Below are 15,811 nucleotides of genomic sequence, written 5' to 3'. Positions count from 1 at the left end.
ATCGTTATTCATGAATCGACAGCTACTGCTCGACGTTCTTCCGGCGCCCGCCCCGACGCTGCAGAACTACATCGCCGGCGCCAGCGGCGAGGCGCTGGCCGCCGCGCGCGCGCTGGCGGCCGGCCGGGCCCTGTACCTGTGGGGCGCGGCCGGTTGCGGCCGCAGCCACCTGCTGCGCGGCCTGGCGGCGGGCGACGGGGCGGTCTACATCGATGCCCGCCAGGACGCCGGCGCGCTGCGCCGGCTGGCCGACGCCAACAGCGCGGAGCCCATGCCGCGCGTGGTCGCGGTGGACGACGTGCACCGCATGGACGAGGCCCGCCAGGCGGGCCTGTTCGCCCTGTACAATCGGTGGCGCGAATGCGCGGCCACCAGCCGCGCATTCGCCTTGGCGGTCGCCGGCGATCGCGCGCCCCTGTCCATGCCGTTGCGCGAAGACCTGCGCACCCGCCTGGGCTGGGACCTGGTCTTCCGGCTCGAGCCGCTGTCCGATGCCGACAAGCTCGCCGCGCTGGCGGCGCAAGCCGCCGAGCGCGGCCTGCAGCTGGCGCCCGAAGTCATCCAGTGGATGCTGACGCATCGCGAACGCGACATCCGCAAGCTCGCCGCCCTGCTCGACGCGCTCGACCGCTATTCGCTGGCCACCGGCCGGCCCATTACCATACCGCTGTTGCGCGCCATGCTGGCAGACCCGGAATCACAAACAACATGACCTCCCGACGACTCGCGCTGTTCGACCTGGACCACACCCTCCTGCCGCTCGACAGCGACTACCAATGGGCCGATTTCCTGGCGCGCACCGGCCGCGCCGGCGACCCCGCCGAGGCGCGCCGCCGCAACGACGACCTGATGGTGCGCTACAACCAGGGCCAGCTCACCGCCGAGCAGGCCGCCGAATTCATGCTCGGGCTGCTGGCGGCGCACACGCCGTTCGAGCTGGCCGCCTGGCACGAAGAATTCATGGCGCAGGTCGTGCGGCCCGACATCACGCCGCAGGCCGTGCGGCTGGTCGACCAGCATCTGGCGGCCGGCGACCTGTGCGCGCTGGTCACCGCCACCAACAGCTTCGTCACGGCGCCCATCGCGCGCGCCTTCGGCCTGCCGCACCTGATCGCCACCATCCCCGAGTACCGCGACGGCCGCTACACCGGCCGCATCCACGGCACGCCCAGCTTCAAGGAAGGCAAGGTAGTGCGCGTGAACCAGTGGCTGGCGGACATGGGCCTGGCGCTCGCGGATTTCTCCGAATCGTTCTTCTACAGCGATTCGATCAACGACGTGCCGCTGCTCGAGGCCGTGACCCGGCCCGTCGCCGCCAATCCCAGCCCCTCGCTGCGCGAAATCGCGCTGGCGCGCGGCTGGCAGGTGCTCGACCTGTTCGAGCACATGGAAGATGCCAAGTCTTAAATGATCACCGACACCATAAAAAAATTCGTCGGCCGGCTGTTCATGCCGGCTTCCCGGGGGCCGCAGCGCATTGCGCGCGACAAGCACGGCATCGACCGCCGCAACGTCTCGCGCCATGCCATCAAGGTCTGCGAAGTGCTGCGCCAGCACGGCTATGAAGCCTACATCGTGGGCGGGGCCGTGCGCGACCTGATCGTCGGCCTGGAGCCCAAGGACTTCGACGTGGCCACCAACGCCACGCCCGAGCAGATCCGCCCGCTGTTCCGCCGCGCCCGCATCATCGGCCGGCGCTTCCAGCTGGTGCACGTGGTGTTCGGCCAGGAGATCATCGAGACGTCCACCTTCCGCGCGCCCGCCTCGCAGGACGCGGAAACCGACGAGCACGGCCGCATCCTGCGCGACAACGTGTTCGGCTCGCAGGCCGAAGACGCCGCGCGGCGCGACTTCACCATGAACGCGCTGTACTACGACCCGCACACCGAGGAAGTGATCGACTACCACAACGGCGTGCAGGACCTGAAGAAGCGCCAGGTGCGCATCATCGGCGACCCGGTCCAGCGCTACCGCGAAGACCCGGTGCGCATGCTGCGCGCGGTGCGCTTCGCCGCCAAGCTCAACGGCACCATCGACCCCGCCACGCGCAAGCCGATCGGCACCATGGCCGCGCTGGTCGAGAACGTGCCGGCCTCGCGCCTGTTCGACGAAATGCTCAAGCTGCTGACCTGCGGCCATGCCATGGACTGCCTGCGCCAGCTGCGCGCCGACGGCCTGCACCATGGTTTGCTGCCGCTGTTGGATGTCGTGCTCGAGCAGCCCGGCGGCGAGCATTTCGTGGAACTGGCGCTGGAACGCACCGACTCGCGCGTACGCGCCGGCAAGACCATCAGCCCCAGCTTCCTGTTCGCCGCGCTGTTGTGGCAACAGGTCGAGTCGCGCTGGAAGCAGTTGCGCGCCGACGGCGAGCACACCATTCCCGCGCTGGTGCGGGCGGCCGATTCGGTGCTCGACGAACAGACCGAGAAGCTCGCCATCCAGCGCCGCTTCTCGTCCGACATGCGCGAAATCTGGTTCATGCAGCCGCGCTTCGAGCGCCGCATGGGCAAGACCATCTACCGCATGATCGAACAGCCGCGCTTCCGCGCCGCCTGCGACTTCCTGCAGCTGCGCGCGGCCGCCGGCGAGTTCGACAGCGTGCTGGCGCAATGGTGGATGGACCTGGCCAACGGCGACGACGCCACCCGCGCCGACATGATCGAAGAACTGGCGCGCCTGCCGCGCGACCCGGCCGAAGCCGGCGCGCCGCGCAAGCGCCGCCGCCGCCCGCGCCGCCCCGCCGCGCCGCGCGATCCGGCATGACGCACCCGCCCGTGCGCGCCTACGTCGGCCTGGGCGCCAACCTGGGCGACAGCCTCGCCACGCTGCGCGGCGTCCTCGACGAGCTGGCCATCACGCCGGGCATCGCGCACTGCCTGCCGTCCCCCTTCTACCGCAGCGCGCCCGTGGACGCCGCCGGCCCCGATTTCATCAATGCGGTGGCCGCGCTCGACACCACCCTGGGGCCGCTGGAATTGCTGGATGTGCTGCAGGCGCTGGAGCAGCGCCACGGCCGCCAGCGCCCCTACCGCAACGCCCCGCGCACGCTCGACCTGGACCTGCTGCTGCATGACGATACGGTGCTGGACACCCCGCGGCTGGTCCTGCCGCATCCACGCATGCACCAGCGCGCCTTCGTGCTGGCGCCGCTGCGCGACGTGGCGCCCGGCCTGGTGCTGGCGCAGGGCCCGCTGCGCACACTGCTGGCGCAACTGGCAGACCAGCCGATCGAACGACTGGCCGATTGAAGACTAGGTGTCTGACTCCGAAGGAGTCAGACACCTGGAACCGGTGGCCTAGGATTGCTCGCCGGCGCGCTCGAGCAGCTGGCGCGCCCGCGCGATGACCGGCGCGTCGACCATCTTGCCGTCCAGCATGAACGTGCCGGCGCCGCTGTCGCGGTGCACCGCCACCACGCGGCGCGCCCATTCCAGGTCGGCAGCCGGCGGCGCGAAGGCCTGGTGGATGATGCCGACTTGGGTGGGATGGATGCACAGCATGCCGCCGAAGCCCATGTCGCGGGCGCGGCAGGCCGCCGCGCGCATGCCGGCGGTGTCCTGCACCCCCGGGAACACGCCGTCCAGCGCCGGGGCCAGCCCGGCCGCGCGGCTGCGCAGCAGCACCTGCACGCGGGCGTGGTCCAGCACCGCGCCGGCGCCTGCCGAATCGGGCGTCAGGCCCAGGTCCAGCGCGTAGTCCAGGCTGCCGAACGCCAGCCGCTGCACCCCGGGGGTGGCGGCGATTTCCGCGGCGTTGAGCACGCCGGCGGCGGTTTCCAGGATGGGCACGATATCGATGCCGGTCTGCGCCGCGTGCCGCACCTGGGCCAGCGATTCGGCCTTGGGCAGCATGATGGCCGCCACGCCGGGATGGTTGCGGCAGGCCGCCAGGTCGTCGTCGTGCCAGGCGGTCGAACCGTCGTTGATGCGCACCCACAGATGCGCCTCGGGATGCGTCCCCAGGAAATCGCACAGCGCCTCGCGGGCGCTGTCCTTGGCCAGGTGCTCGACCGCGTCTTCAAGGTCGACGATGACGATGTCGGCGCCGGAGGCCAGCGCCTTGGGGATGCGCTCGGGCCGGCTGGCCGGCACGAACAGGGCGGTACGGACGACGGAGGACATTACACGACCTTTGCAGTGCGCAGGCGCGCCACATCGGCGGGCGCGTACCCCAATGATGCTAGCACCGCATCGGTGTTTTCGCCCACTGCCGGCACGGCGTCCATGCGCGGCGCGAACGCGCTGCTGGAGGCGGGAGGCAGCAGCGCGGGCAGCGGCCCGGCCGGGCTGCCGACTTCGCGCCAGCGCTGGCGCGCCTGCAGCTGGGGATGAGTCCACACGTCCTTCATTTCGTTGACGCGCGCGTTGGCGATCTGGGCAGCCTCGAGGCGCTCGGTGACCTGTCCGATGGTCAGGGCCGCGAACGCCTGGACGATCAGGGCGCGCAGCGCCTCGCGGTTGGCCGCGCGGCGCGAATTGGAGGCGAAGCGCTCGTCGTCGGCCAGTTCGGGTTGCGCCAGCACGCGCTCGCAGAACACGCGCCACTCGCGCTCGTTCTGCAGGCCCAGCATGATGGTGGCGCCGTCGCCGACCGGGAACGGGCCGTACGGATAGATGGTGGCGTGCGCGGCGCCCGCGCGCGCCGGCGGCGGCGCGCCCTCGAAGGCGTAGTACAGCGGATAGCCCATCCATTCGACCATGCTCTCCAGCATGCTGACGTCCAGGCGGCTGCCCAGGCCGGTGCGCTGGCGCAGCAGCAACGCGTTCAGGATGCCCGAGTACGCGTACATGCCGGCGGCGATATCGGAGATGGAGCAGCCCGCCTTGGCCGGGTCCTGCGCCGTGCCGGTCACCGAGACGAAGCCGCTTTCGCTCTGGATGAGCAGGTCGTAGGCCTTCTTGCGCTCATACGGGCCGCCCTCGCCGTAGCCGGAGATGTCGCAGACGATCAGTTGCGGATGGGCGGGATGCAGCGTCTCGAACGACAGGCCCAGCCGCTCGGCCGCGCCGGGCGCCAGGTTCTGCACCAGCACGTCGGCCGACGCCAGCAGGCGCTGCATGACCTCCGCCGCCTCGGGGTGTTTCAGGTCCAGCGTCAGGCTTTCCTTGGAACGGTTGGTCCAGACGAAGTGCGACGACAGCCCGCGCACGCGTTCGTCGTAGCCGCGCGCGAAATCGCCGGCGCCGGGTCGTTCGATCTTGATGACGCGCGCGCCCATGTCCGCCAGTTGGCGGGTGCAGAACGGCGCGGCGATGGCATGCTCGAGACTGATGACGGTGATGCCGTCGAGCGGGCGGACAGGCGTGGCGCCGCTCATGCCGTGAACCTCAGCTGCGCCTGGTGCGCCAGCGTGCCGTCCTGTTCGGCCCACAATTCGGCCAGGCCCGGCTCGGCCACCCGGCCGGCCACCGCGAACGGGGTGGGCGCGATCAGCGGCCGCAGGCCGCGGTACGACAGGTGCTGCAGCGTGGCCGACGGATGGGCGTGGCGGAACGCGGCCACCATCAGCGTGGCGATCATGGGGCCGTGCACCACCAGCCCGGGGTAGCCCTCGGTGCCGGTGACATAGGGGTGGTCGTAGTGGATCCGGTGGCCGTTGAACGTGACGGCGGAATAACGGAACAGCAGCACCGGCGACGGGTCGACCGGCTCGCGCCATTGCGCCGCGGGCGGCGCGTCGGTGCCGACCAGCTTGGGCGGCGCCGGCTGGCGATAGACGATGTCCTGCTCTTCCTCGATGGCCAGCGCCCCGCCCTGATGGTATTCATGGCGCACGGTCACGAACAGCAATGCCCCGGTGCGGCCGGTCTTCTCGCGCACGTCGGCGACGGCGGAACGGCGCTCGGCCGGCACGCCCACGCGCAGCGGCGCATGGAAGGTCACGCGCCCGCCGGCCCACATGCGGTTGCGGTCGTCGGCCGGCGGCAGGAAGCCGCCGCGCGCCGGATGGCCGTCGGTGCCCAGGCCGTTCATCTCGACCGGATTGATGAAATAGGCCCAGTGCCACAGCGGCGGCAGCGCCGCGCCGGCGCCCGGAGCCGGCTCGCCCAGCGTCACCGCGATGCGCGCGGCATGGCTGGCGTCCAGGCCATCGGCCACGGATTCACCGCGGCCCACCCAGGCGGCGGGGTTGGAAGACGTCATGGTTCTTGTCCTTGGCAGTTACAGTGCAGCCGCAAGCATGCCTGAGGCGAACCCGTCTTGGGAATTCGTTTTTCTTCAAGGCCGGGTTCAAGAGACCGGAATCCGCCTGTCCCCCCGGCCGGCGCCCTAGCGGCCCTGGAACGCCGGCGGGCGCTTCTCGGCGAAGGCGCGCATGCCTTCCAGGTAGTCGTCGGTATAGCCGAGTTCGCGCTGCAGCTCGCATTCCAGGTCGAACTGCTGCTCCAGGGTATGCCCGCTGGACGCCTGCAGCGCCCGCTTGGCGGCCCCGTAGGCGCGCGTGGGGCCGCTGGCCAGGGTACGCGCGACCTGCGCCAGGGTGTCGTCGAGCGCGGCGTCGGGGATGCAGCGCCAGATCAGGCCCCAGTCTTCGGCCTGGTGGGCCGGGACGGCCTCGCCGAACAGGGCGGCGCCCATGGCGCGTGCGGAGCCCACCAGGCGCGGCAGGAACCAGGTGCCGCCCGCGTCGGGCAGCAGGCCGATCTTGCCGAACGCCTGGATGAAGCGCGCCGATTCCACCGCGAACACTACGTCGCAGGCGAGCGCCAGGCTGGCGCCCGCCCCCGCGGCCACGCCGTTGACCACGCACACCACCGGCACCGGCAGCGCCCGCAGGCGCAGGATCAGGGGCCGGTAATGGCTGCGCAGGCCTTCGCCCAGGTCGCGCCGCTGGCCGGCCGGCAGCGGCTTGCGTTCGCCCAGGTCCTGGCCGGCGCAGAAACCCCGTCCCGCACCGGTGATCACCACGCCACGCAGTTGCGCACAGGCTTCCAGTTGGTCGAGCGCGCGCGCCAGCTCGGCATGCATGACCTGCGTGAAACTGTTGAGGCGCTCGGGACGGTTCAGGGTGATGACGCCCACGCCGTCCTCAAGGGTGAAACGGATCTGCTGGTAGTCCGCCGTCATGCCAGCTCCTCGAGCACGGCCAGTTGCTCGGCGCTGTCGCCCAGCAGCTGGTCGATCATGGTCAGGCGCTTGAAGTAGTCGCCGACCTCGAGCTCGTCGGTCATGCCCATGCCGCCGTGCAGCTGTACCGCGCTCTGGGCCACGAAGCGGCCCGCGCGCGCGGCCTCGAGCTTGGCGCTGGCCAGCATGCGGCGCCGCTGCGCGCCGTCCGGCTCGCTGAGCGCCGCGGCCGCCACGTAGGCCATGGACAGGCCCATCTCCTTGGCGACCAGCATGTCGGCCATGCGATGCTGCAGCACCTGGAAGGCGGCCAGCGGCTGGCCGAACTGGCGCCGCGTCTTGAGATAGTCGATGGTGATCTCCAGCAGGCGCTCCATGGCGCCGGCCGCGTGCGCGCACAGCGCCGCGGTGCCCCACTCGAGCGCGGCGGCCAGGCCGGCGCGGGCCGCGCTGCCGCTGGCGATAACGGCAGCGGCCGGCAAGGGCGTGCGGTCGAAATCGATGCGCGCGCAACGCGCGCGGTCGAGCGTGGGGGTATCCAGCAGCGTCACACTGGGCGCGTCGGCGGGGACCAGCAGCAGTTGCGTCTCGCCCGCGGCGTCGCGCGCCGAGACGATCCAGGCCTGCGCCGCGGCGCCGTGCCATACCAGGTGCTTGGCGCCCGACAGCCGCAGGGCGCCCGCGGCATCCGCCTGCAGCCGGCATTGCTCGGGCTCGGTATCGTAGCGCCGGCCCGGCTCCTGGTAGGCCAGCGCCACCACCGTCTCGCCCGCGGCCAGCGCCGGCAGCCATTGCTGCTGCACGGCCGCGTCGGCGCAGGCGGCGATGAGCGTGGCGCCCATCACCGCGCTGGGGATGACCGGCTCGGACACCAGCCCGCGTCCCAGCTCCAGGTGCACCGGCAGCAGGCTGGCGGGCGGCTCGCCGAAGCCGCCGTATGCGGCCGCCACGTTCAGGCCCAGCACGCCGAGTTCGGCCAGTTGTGCCCAGGCGCGCCGGTCGAGCGCCGCCTCGGCGGCGCGCGCGCGCCGCTGCGCGAAAATCCATTCGTCCTGCACCAGGCGCCGCAGGCTGTCGGCCAGCATGCGCTGTTCTTCGGTATACGCGAAATCCATGGTCGTGTCCCGTTAGAGGCCCAGCATCATGCGAGCGATGATGCCCTTCTGCACCTCGGTGGTGCCGCCGTAGATGGTGGTCTTGCGCATGTCGGCATAGCCGGCGCCGGCCGCCGCGGCCAGCTCCGGGCCGGGGCCGTGGAACGGCGCGTCGGCCTCCATCCAGTCGGGGTCGTACGGCCAGGCGTCGGGGCCGGCGATTTCCATCTGCAGCATGGCGAGATCCTGCTGGATCTCGGAGCCGCGGATCTTCAGCACCGAGGCCTCCGGCCCCGGCGCGTCGCCGCGCGCGGCCGCCACCCGCAGCAGCAGCATTTCCAGCGCCATGATGTCGACCTCGACGCGCGAGATGCGGTCGCGCATGCGGCTGTCCTCGAGGATGGGGCGGCCGCGCCGCAGCGTGCGGGCCGCCAGGTCCTTGAGAATGCCCAGCTCGCGATGGCAGTGCCCCAGCCCGGCGATGCCGGTGCGCTCGTGGCCAAGCAGGTACTTGGCGTAGGTCCAGCCCTGGCCGGCCTCGCCGACCCGGTTGGCGACCGGCACGCGCACGTTCTCGAGCCAGGTCTCGTTGACATCGTGCCCGCCGTCCAGCGTCTTGATGGGACGGACGCTGACGCCGGGTGACTTCATGTCCACCAGCAGCATGGTGATGCCGCGCTGCGCCTTGGCGTCGGGGTCGGTGCGCACCAGGCAGAACATCCAGTCGGCATATTGCGCCAGCGTGGTCCAGGTTTTCTGGCCATTGACCACGTAATGGTCGCCGTCGAGCTCGGCGCGCGTCTTGAGCGAGGCCAGGTCGGACCCGGAACCGGGCTCGGAATACCCCTGGCACCACCAGTCGTCGACCCGCACGATGCGGGGCAGGAAGCGCTGCTGCTGTGCGGGGCTGCCGTACTTCATGAGCACCGGCCCGATCATGCTGAGGCCGAACGGCAGCAGCCGCGGCGCGCCGGCCTTGAAGCACTCCACCTCGAAAATCAGCCGTTCGATGGCGTTCCAGCCGGTGCCGCCGAATTCCCGGGGCCAGGTCGGCGCGCCCCAGCCCCGGTCGTCCAGGATGCGGTGCCAGCGCACGTAGTCGTCGCGATGCAGGCGTTGGTGCCGCAGCACCTTGGCGCGAATGTCCTCCGGCAGGTGCTCCTGCGCGAAAGCGCGCACCTCTTCCCGGAAGCGCCGTTCCTCGGGTGTCCAGCTCAGGTCCATGTGCAGTCTCCTTGCGGCGTATCTAGCCACGATCGGCGCGCCGGCGCAATCTGGCTTCGCGGAAGCCGGGCTTTTGCCCAACCGAAGCGCGTGCGGCAGGCCGGCAGCGTACTGCCGCGCAAAACCCCTGCTTCGGCAATCAAGAATAGGCAAAGGCGGCCCGCTCACCGGACACTGCACCCACCGCAATACTCCGATTTCGAGCAACCATGAACCCTTCCAGCCAAGATGACGCGTCGCCCGGCGGCGCCGACCAGCGCTACCGCACCGCGCTGGCGCAAGGTGAGTTTCTCATCCAGCGCTGCGCCGCCTGTGCGCGCGCGGTGTTCTACCCCCGCATGATCTGCCCGCACTGCGGCGCGCCCGAACTGGACTGGGAAGCTCCCAGCGGGCGCGGCACGGTCTATTCCACCACGGTGGTGCGGCGCAAGGCCGAGGCCGGCGGCGACTACAACGTGGCGCTGGTCGACCTGGAAGAAGGCGTGCGCATGATGAGCCGCGTCGAAGGCATGGCGCCCGACGCCGTGCGCATCGGCATGCCGGTGCGCGCCGAGGTGCGCCGCCAGGGCGACGCGGGACTGGTGGTATTCGTGGCGCGGGAGGCGGCATGAGCGACCTGCACACGCTGCGCGGCGCCGTGGCGGTGGCCGGCGTCGGCCATGCCGGCCTGGGCCGCGCCGACGGCTACACCGAAATGGAAATCCTGGTGCAGGCGGCCCAGCGGGCCGTGGCCGATGCCGGTCTGACCATGCGCGACATCGACGGCATCTGCACCGCCAGCGTGGCCGCGCCGATGTGGGCCATGCCGGTGATCGAGCACCTGGGCATCCGCCCCAGCTTCATCGACAGCACCATGCTGGGCGGTTCCAGCTTCGTGACGCACCTGCTGCCGGCGCTGCACGCGCTGCAGTCCGGCCAGTGCAACGCGGTGCTGGTGTGCTACGGCAGCACCCAGCGCACCTCGACGCTCAGCCGCGCCGAGATCGGCCGGGTCCGCAAGAGCTTCGACCCGCAGCCGTACGAGACGCCCTACGAGCCGCTCAGCCCGCTCAGCTCGTACGCCCTGGCGGCGGCGCGCCACATGCACCAGTACGGGACTACGCGCGAGCAGCTGGCCCATGTGGCGCTGGCCGCCAACCAGTGGGCCCAGCGCAATCCCGAGGCGCAGTTGCGCGACCCCGCGACGCTGGACGACATCCTGTCCTCGCGCATGGTGTCGGACCCGCTCACCGTGCGCGATTGCTGCCTGGTCACCGACGGCGCCGGCGCCTACGTGCTGGTGCGCAGCGAGCGCGCGCGCGACCTGCCGCGCAAGCCAGTCTACGTGCTGGGCAATGCCACCGCGGTCTGGAACCGCCAGATCTCCTCGATGGCCGACCTGACCGTTACTGCCGCGCAGGAATCCGGCCGGCGCGCCTTCGCCATGGCGGGCGTGCGGCCGGCCGATATCGACGTGCTGGAGCTCTACGACGCCTTCACCATCAACACCATCCTGTTCCTGGAAGACCTGGGCTTCTGCGCCAAGGGCGAAGGCGGAGCGTTCGTCGAGGACGGCGCCATCGCCCCCGGCGGGCGGCTGCCGGTCAATACCAACGGCGGCGGCCTGTGCTGCGTGCACCCGGGCATGTACGGCGTCTTCATCATGATCGAAGCAGTGCGGCAACTGCGCGGCGACTGCGGCGAGCGCCAGGTCGCCAGCGCGCGCCTGGCGTTGGTGCACGGCAACGGCGGCACGCTGTCGAGCCAGTCCACCGCCATCCTGGGCACGGCGGAGGCGCTGTGACCACTGCCTCCCTGCCCGCGCGCATTCACCAGTTGCTGCAGGACCGCGCCGCGCGCCAGCCGGAGGCGGTGTTCCTGCATGAGGAAGGCGGCGGCACGCTCAGCTACGGCGCCATGTGGCGGCGCGTCGAGCAGGCCCGCGACTGGCTGGCCGCGCGGGGCGTGCGGCCCGGCGACCGGGTGGCCGTGGTCGGCGAGAACTGCGCCGAAATGGTGCAGGCCCTGTTCGCCTGCAGCCTGCTGGGCGCCTGGCCGGTGGGCCTGAATGCGCGCCTGAGCGCGCGCGAGGTGGATGTCATCCGGCGTCATGCCGAGCCGGCGCTGACGCTGTACACCAGCCGCATCTCGCCCGCCGCCGCGGCCCATGCCCAGGCCGCCGGCGCGCGCGCCGCCGACGCCGCCGCATGGGGGCCCGGCAACCACTGGGCGCCGGCCGAAAACCGGCCCGCGCCCGAGCGCGGCGAGCTGGCCGGCCAGGTCGCCACGCTGATCTACACCTCCGGCACGACCGGCGCGCCCAAGGGCGTGATGGTGCCGCACCGGGGACTGCTGCATTTCGCGCGCATCTCGGCCGCCTCGCGCCGCCTGGCGGCGGACGACATCGGCTATGCCGCCCTGCCCTTGTCGCACATCTTCGGCATCGCCACGGTGCTGATGGCCACCATCCACGCCGGCGCCAGCCTGGTGGTGCGCAGCCGCTACGACGCGCAGGACGTGCTGCGGGCGCTGGAATCGCCGGGCATCAGCATCCTGCAGGGCGTGCCCACCATGTTCACCCGCCTGCTGGCCGCGGCGCCCGAGCGGCCGCGCGCGCCACGCCTGCGCTACGTGTATACCGGCGGTGCGGCGCTCGACCCGACGCTCAAGCGGGCCGCCGAGCGCTGCTTCGGCCTGCCCATGCACCACGGCTACGGCATCACGGAATACGCCGGCTCGCTGTTCATCACCGATATCGACGCGCCGCGCGACGATTGCTCGGCCGGCTACGCGGTCGAGAGCGTGGAGCTGCGCATCGGCGCGCCGGACGCCGGCCCGCCGGTCGCCGGCCGGCGCGGCGACATCCTGGTGCGCGGCCCCGGCGTCATGCTGGGCTATTACCGCGACCCGGCCCAGACCGCGCAGGCGCTGCTGCCGGGCGGCTGGCTCAACACGGGCGACATCGGCTATGTGGACGAGCGCGGCGCGCTGTTCATCGCCGGACGCTCCAAGGACCTGATCATCCGCTCCGGCTTCAACGTGTATCCCGCCGAAGTCGAGGCTGTCATCAACGCCTTCCCGGGCGTGCGGCTGTCGGCGGTGGTGGGCCGCGTGGAAGCGGACCAGAACGAGGAAGTGGTGGCTTTCGTCGAAGCCCGGCCCGGCACGGGCGTGGACTGCGACGCCCTGATGACGCACTTGCGCGCCGAGCTGGCGCCGTACAAGCGGCCGGCGTGCATCATCCCGATAGACGCCATTCCCACCACAGTCAGCGGCAAGATCCTCAAGCAGCCGCTGCGGGACCGGCTGGCCTGAGGCGGCTGCGCCAGGGCTCGCCTTATACAAGAACACAAGGAGACAAGCTCATGAACATCCGTACGCTGCTGTGCGCCGTGGCCGCGGCGCTGTGCGCCGCCACCGCCACCGCCACCCAGGCCGCCAATTACCCCGACCGGCCGCTGCGCCTGCTGGTGGGCTACGCCCCCGGCGGGCCGGTGGACACCACCGCCCGGGTCTTCGCCAAATACCTGGGCGACAAGCTGGGCCAGCCGGTGGTGGTGGAAAACCGCGCCGGCGCCAGCGGCATGATCGCCTCCGACGCCACCGCCAAGGCAACGCCGGACGGCTATCTGCTGGGCTTCGCCGCCAGCCCGTCGCTGACGATCTCGCCGCTGGTGCAGAAGAGCAAGCTGTTCGATCCGCGCAAGGATTTCACGCCCATCGGCATGGTGGTCGACTACACCAACGTGCTGCTGATCGGCCCGCAGATACCGGCCAAGAACGTGGGCGAGCTGATCGCCTACGCCAAGGCCCATCCGGACGCCGTCAGCTTCGGGTCGGCCGGCGTGGGCGCGTCCAACCACCTGTCGGCCGAGCTGCTCAAGCAGCAGGCCGGCGCCCCGATGCTGCACGTGCCCTACCGCGGCAACTCCCCGGCCATGATGGACGTGGTGAGCGGCAAGATCACTTTCATGTTCGACATCACCAGCACCGCCATTCCGTTCATCAAGAGCGGCAAGGCGCGCGCCCTGGCGGTGACCTCGCGCCAGCGCAATCCCGAGCTGCCCGACGTGCCCACCATGATCGAGGCCGGCCTCAAGGACTACGAAGTGGTCGGCTGGTACGCGCTGATGGCGCCGCCCGGGCTGCCCGGCGACATCAAGTCGCGGCTGGCGCGGGCGCTGCGCGAGGTCTCGCAGGATCCGGCATTCCGCAAGGCCATGGTCGAGGGCGGCTATACCGTCGACGAAGGCGACGGCAAGGCCGTGCAGGCGCGCATCGAGCGCGAATACGCCATGTGGGCCGACGTCATCGAGTCGGCCGGCATCCAGACCAACTGACCGGAGCCCGTCGATGTCCGTCTTGCAGTTCCTGCGCGCCACCACCCGCTTGCCGGTGATCGGCGCCCCCATGTTCCTGGTGTCGGGGCCCGACCTGGTGGTCGCGCAGTGCGCGGCGGGCATCATCGGCACTTTTCCGTCGCTCAACGCGCGGCCGCAGCAGGCGCTGGGCGACTGGCTTACGCGCATCGAGGACGGCCTGGCGGCGCGCCGCCAGGCCCATCCCGGCAGTGTGGTGGCGCCTTATGGCGTGAACCTGATCGTGCACCCCACCAACGACCGCTGGCGCGGCGACCTGGATATCTGCGTGGCGCACCGGGTGCCGCTGGTGGTGACATCGCTGCACGCGCCGGACGCGGTGGTGGAAGCGATGCGGCCGCACGGTGGCCTGGTGTTCCACGACGTGACCACGGTGCGACACGCGCGGCGCGCGCTTGATGCCGGGGTCGACGGCCTGATCCTGGTGGCGGCCGGCGCCGGCGGCCACGCCGGCGCGATCAACCCTATCGCGCTGGTCAACGAGATCCGCGCGTTCTACGACGGCCCGCTGGCGCTGTCGGGCTGCATCAGCCATGGCAAGGATGTGCTGGCCGCGCAGGCGCTGGGCTGCGATTTCGCCTACATGGGCACCCGCTTCATCGCCACCCACGAATCGCTGGCCTCCGACCGCTACCGGGAGATGGTGTTGTCCGCCAGCGTCGAGGACGTGGTCTACACGCCGTACTTCTCGGGCGTACCGGCCAACTACCTGGCGCCCAGCATCGTCGCCGCGGGCCTGGATCCCGCCCTGCTCGACCAGATGGCCGCCAACCCGGTCAACCTGGACAAGCGGACCCGGCCCAAGGCATGGAAAGATGTCTGGAGCGCCGGCCAGGGGGTGGGGGCGGCGCAGGAGCTGCTGTCGACGCAGGCGCTGGTGGAACAGCTGGCGCGCGAATACGACGACGCGCGGCGGGCGCTGCTGGGATAGCGGCGCGCCGCCTCGCTGCCGGCGGCTCATTCCACCTTGATGCCGGCCTGCTTGATCACCTTGCTCCATTTGGCGAGTTCGGCCTGCAAGAAGGCGCCGAACTGCGCCGGACTGCCAGGCTTGGGCTCGGCGCCGGCGGCCAGCATGCCCTTGACCGTGGCCGGGTCGGCCAGGACCCGGGTCATGTCGGCATTGACGCGCTCGACGATCTCCGCCGGCGTGCCGGCCGGCGCCAGCACGCCGCTCCAGGAATAGGCTTCATAGCCCGGCACGCCCGACGCGGCGATGGTGGGAATGCCGGGGAACAGGGCGGACGGCTCGGGGTTGCCGACCCCCAGCGGACGGATCTTGCCACCCGACAGGTGCGGCATGGCCGACGGCCCGTCGGCGAACATCATCTGGACCTGGCCGCCCAGCAGGTCCTGCATGGCCGGCGCGCTGCCACGGTAAGGCACGTGCTGGATGCGCGTGCCCGTCATGCTGTTGAACAGCTCGCCCGCCAGGTGCGTGCCGCCGCCGGTGCCCGACGAGCTGAACGACAGCTTGCCGGGGTGCTGCTTGGCGTAGGCGATCAGTTCCTTCACGCTCTTCACCGGCAGGGACTCGTGCACCACCAGCACGACGGGAAACACCGCCGCCAGGCCAACCGGCACGAAATCGGTCATCACGTCGTAGCTGAGGTTGGCGCGCAGGCTGGGCAGCACGGCGTGATGGATCGACGCGAAGAAGTAGTGGTAGCCATCGGCCGGCGCCTTGACCGCCGCCTGCGCGCCGACGATGCCGCCCGCGCCGGCCTTGTTGTCTACCACGGTGGGAACCTTCCACATCCCGCCCAGGGGCTGCGTGGTGAAGCGCGCGGTGGTATCCACCGGCCCGCCGGGCGGGAACGGAACGATGAAATTCACGGGGCGTTCGGGCCACTTGGCCGCGCGGGCCGGCGAAGGCAGGGAAGCGGCCGCCCAGGCGGCGCCCAGCGCCGCCATCAGGCGGCGGCGTTGCGGATCGTGCATGGTGTGTCTCCGGTTTTCTTGTGAACGCGCGCGGACCCCAGGGCCCGCACGGTGCGCTTATTATTCGCGCGGCCATGCCCGCTTGCCGATTCTTTTTTGCCGAACCCCCCGTTCAGCGCCGGCGCG

Annotated in this window: 16 protein-coding genes; 9 read left to right on the top strand and 7 right to left on the bottom strand. The window is 71.0% G+C overall.

Going from position 1 to position 15,811, the window contains the following annotated elements; translation table 11 throughout:
• The first annotated feature begins 10 nt into the window (after positions 1–10).
• Genes hda through ACKTT0_RS13320 form a run of 4 tightly spaced genes read left to right on the top strand, consistent with a single transcriptional unit; the run spans position 11 to position 3,248 of the window.
• On the top strand, positions 11–712 hold the full coding sequence (gene hda, locus ACKTT0_RS13335; protein ID WP_407850353.1) for a DnaA regulatory inactivator Hda: 702 nt from the start codon (positions 11–13) through the stop codon (positions 710–712).
• Positions 709–1,407 carry an HAD family hydrolase gene (locus ACKTT0_RS13330; RefSeq protein WP_407850352.1) on the top strand — a complete coding sequence of 233 codons (699 nt, stop codon included), beginning with the start codon at positions 709–711 and terminating at the stop codon, positions 1,405–1,407. Before hda ends, ACKTT0_RS13330 begins: the two co-directional genes overlap by 4 nt.
• Complete coding sequence (gene pcnB, locus ACKTT0_RS13325; RefSeq protein ID WP_407850351.1) at positions 1,408–2,763, top strand: polynucleotide adenylyltransferase PcnB; 1,356 nt, start codon at positions 1,408–1,410, stop codon at positions 2,761–2,763. It abuts the gene before it with no gap.
• On the top strand, positions 2,760–3,248 hold the full coding sequence (locus ACKTT0_RS13320; RefSeq protein WP_407850350.1) for a 2-amino-4-hydroxy-6-hydroxymethyldihydropteridine diphosphokinase: 489 nt from the start codon (positions 2,760–2,762) through the stop codon (positions 3,246–3,248). The genes pcnB and ACKTT0_RS13320 overlap by 4 nt, the downstream gene beginning before the upstream one ends.
• A gap of 48 nt (positions 3,249–3,296) precedes the next feature.
• On the opposite strand, the gene ACKTT0_RS13315 is transcribed toward ACKTT0_RS13320, so the two are convergent.
• The 6 genes from ACKTT0_RS13315 to ACKTT0_RS13290 form a co-directional block, all read right to left on the bottom strand.
• Positions 3,297–4,121: an HpcH/HpaI aldolase/citrate lyase family protein gene (locus ACKTT0_RS13315; protein ID WP_407850349.1), complete on the bottom strand. Its 825-nt coding sequence runs from the start codon at positions 4,119–4,121 to the stop codon at positions 3,297–3,299.
• Entirely contained in the window at positions 4,121–5,317 is a 1,197-nt protein-coding gene (locus tag ACKTT0_RS13310; protein WP_407850348.1) for a CaiB/BaiF CoA transferase family protein, read from the bottom strand. Before ACKTT0_RS13310 ends, ACKTT0_RS13315 begins: the two co-directional genes overlap by 1 nt.
• Positions 5,314–6,144 (bottom strand): HTD2 family dehydratase, encoded by an 831-nt coding sequence (locus tag ACKTT0_RS13305; RefSeq protein WP_407850347.1) that lies wholly within the window; start codon positions 6,142–6,144, stop codon positions 5,314–5,316. Before ACKTT0_RS13305 ends, ACKTT0_RS13310 begins: the two co-directional genes overlap by 4 nt.
• A gap of 126 nt (positions 6,145–6,270) precedes the next feature.
• On the bottom strand, positions 6,271–7,068 hold the full coding sequence (gene paaG, locus ACKTT0_RS13300) for a 2-(1,2-epoxy-1,2-dihydrophenyl)acetyl-CoA isomerase PaaG (protein ID WP_407850346.1): 798 nt from the start codon (positions 7,066–7,068) through the stop codon (positions 6,271–6,273).
• Entirely contained in the window at positions 7,065–8,183 is a 1,119-nt protein-coding gene (locus ACKTT0_RS13295; RefSeq protein WP_407850345.1) for an acyl-CoA dehydrogenase family protein, read from the bottom strand. Before ACKTT0_RS13295 ends, paaG begins: the two co-directional genes overlap by 4 nt.
• Positions 8,184–8,195: 12 nt before the next feature.
• On the bottom strand, positions 8,196–9,386 hold the full coding sequence (locus ACKTT0_RS13290; RefSeq protein ID WP_407850344.1) for an acyl-CoA dehydrogenase family protein: 1,191 nt from the start codon (positions 9,384–9,386) through the stop codon (positions 8,196–8,198).
• A 209-nt stretch (positions 9,387–9,595) separates the two neighbouring features.
• Between ACKTT0_RS13290 and ACKTT0_RS13285 the strand changes: the two genes are divergently transcribed.
• The 5 genes from ACKTT0_RS13285 to ACKTT0_RS13265 are packed head-to-tail and all read left to right on the top strand — an operon-like array spanning position 9,596 to position 14,675.
• Positions 9,596–9,997 carry a Zn-ribbon domain-containing OB-fold protein gene (locus ACKTT0_RS13285; protein WP_407850343.1) on the top strand — a complete coding sequence of 134 codons (402 nt, stop codon included), beginning with the start codon at positions 9,596–9,598 and terminating at the stop codon, positions 9,995–9,997.
• The gene (locus ACKTT0_RS13280) at positions 9,994–11,169 is read left to right on the top strand and encodes a thiolase (protein ID WP_407850342.1); all 1,176 of its coding nucleotides are present in this window, start codon (positions 9,994–9,996) and stop codon (positions 11,167–11,169) included. The genes ACKTT0_RS13285 and ACKTT0_RS13280 overlap by 4 nt, the downstream gene beginning before the upstream one ends.
• A complete protein-coding gene (locus tag ACKTT0_RS13275) occupies positions 11,166–12,680 on the top strand; it encodes a class I adenylate-forming enzyme family protein (protein WP_407850341.1) in 1,515 nt (504 codons plus the stop codon). Before ACKTT0_RS13280 ends, ACKTT0_RS13275 begins: the two co-directional genes overlap by 4 nt.
• A 50-nt stretch (positions 12,681–12,730) precedes the next feature.
• Positions 12,731–13,705, top strand: coding sequence for a Bug family tripartite tricarboxylate transporter substrate binding protein (locus ACKTT0_RS13270; protein ID WP_407850340.1), 975 nt, complete (start codon positions 12,731–12,733; stop codon positions 13,703–13,705).
• 13 nt (positions 13,706–13,718) lie between these two features.
• Positions 13,719–14,675, top strand: a complete 957-nt coding sequence (locus ACKTT0_RS13265) for an NAD(P)H-dependent flavin oxidoreductase (protein ID WP_407850339.1) — start codon at positions 13,719–13,721, stop codon at positions 14,673–14,675.
• Positions 14,676–14,701: 26 nt separating this feature from the next.
• On the opposite strand, the gene ACKTT0_RS13260 is transcribed toward ACKTT0_RS13265, so the two are convergent.
• Positions 14,702–15,685 (bottom strand): Bug family tripartite tricarboxylate transporter substrate binding protein, encoded by a 984-nt coding sequence (locus ACKTT0_RS13260; RefSeq protein ID WP_407850338.1) that lies wholly within the window; start codon positions 15,683–15,685, stop codon positions 14,702–14,704.
• Positions 15,686–15,811: the final 126 nt, after the last annotated feature.

This window comes from Bordetella saccharivorans, from assembly GCF_045862855.1.
Classification (GTDB): Bacteria; Pseudomonadota; Gammaproteobacteria; order Burkholderiales; family Burkholderiaceae_B; genus Bordetella_A; species Bordetella_A petrii_F.
This window is presented reverse-complemented; position numbering and strand designations above follow the sequence as displayed.

Coding starts and splice junctions, on each gene's coding strand:
- hda (WP_407850353.1), top strand. CDS start 11: ATGAATCGACAGCTACTGCTCGACGTTCTTCCGGCGCCCGCCCCGACG.
- ACKTT0_RS13330 (WP_407850352.1), top strand. CDS start 709: ATGACCTCCCGACGACTCGCGCTGTTCGACCTGGACCACACCCTCCTG.
- pcnB (WP_407850351.1), top strand. CDS start 1,408: ATGATCACCGACACCATAAAAAAATTCGTCGGCCGGCTGTTCATGCCG.
- ACKTT0_RS13320 (WP_407850350.1), top strand. CDS start 2,760: ATGACGCACCCGCCCGTGCGCGCCTACGTCGGCCTGGGCGCCAACCTG.
- ACKTT0_RS13315 (WP_407850349.1), bottom strand. CDS start 4,121: ATGTCCTCCGTCGTCCGTACCGCCCTGTTCGTGCCGGCCAGCCGGCCC.
- ACKTT0_RS13310 (WP_407850348.1), bottom strand. CDS start 5,317: ATGAGCGGCGCCACGCCTGTCCGCCCGCTCGACGGCATCACCGTCATC.
- ACKTT0_RS13305 (WP_407850347.1), bottom strand. CDS start 6,144: ATGACGTCTTCCAACCCCGCCGCCTGGGTGGGCCGCGGTGAATCCGTG.
- paaG (WP_407850346.1), bottom strand. CDS start 7,068: ATGACGGCGGACTACCAGCAGATCCGTTTCACCCTTGAGGACGGCGTG.
- ACKTT0_RS13295 (WP_407850345.1), bottom strand. CDS start 8,183: ATGGATTTCGCGTATACCGAAGAACAGCGCATGCTGGCCGACAGCCTG.
- ACKTT0_RS13290 (WP_407850344.1), bottom strand. CDS start 9,386: ATGGACCTGAGCTGGACACCCGAGGAACGGCGCTTCCGGGAAGAGGTG.
- ACKTT0_RS13285 (WP_407850343.1), top strand. CDS start 9,596: ATGAACCCTTCCAGCCAAGATGACGCGTCGCCCGGCGGCGCCGACCAG.
- ACKTT0_RS13280 (WP_407850342.1), top strand. CDS start 9,994: ATGAGCGACCTGCACACGCTGCGCGGCGCCGTGGCGGTGGCCGGCGTC.
- ACKTT0_RS13270 (WP_407850340.1), top strand. CDS start 12,731: ATGAACATCCGTACGCTGCTGTGCGCCGTGGCCGCGGCGCTGTGCGCC.
- ACKTT0_RS13265 (WP_407850339.1), top strand. CDS start 13,719: ATGTCCGTCTTGCAGTTCCTGCGCGCCACCACCCGCTTGCCGGTGATC.
- ACKTT0_RS13260 (WP_407850338.1), bottom strand. CDS start 15,685: ATGCACGATCCGCAACGCCGCCGCCTGATGGCGGCGCTGGGCGCCGCC.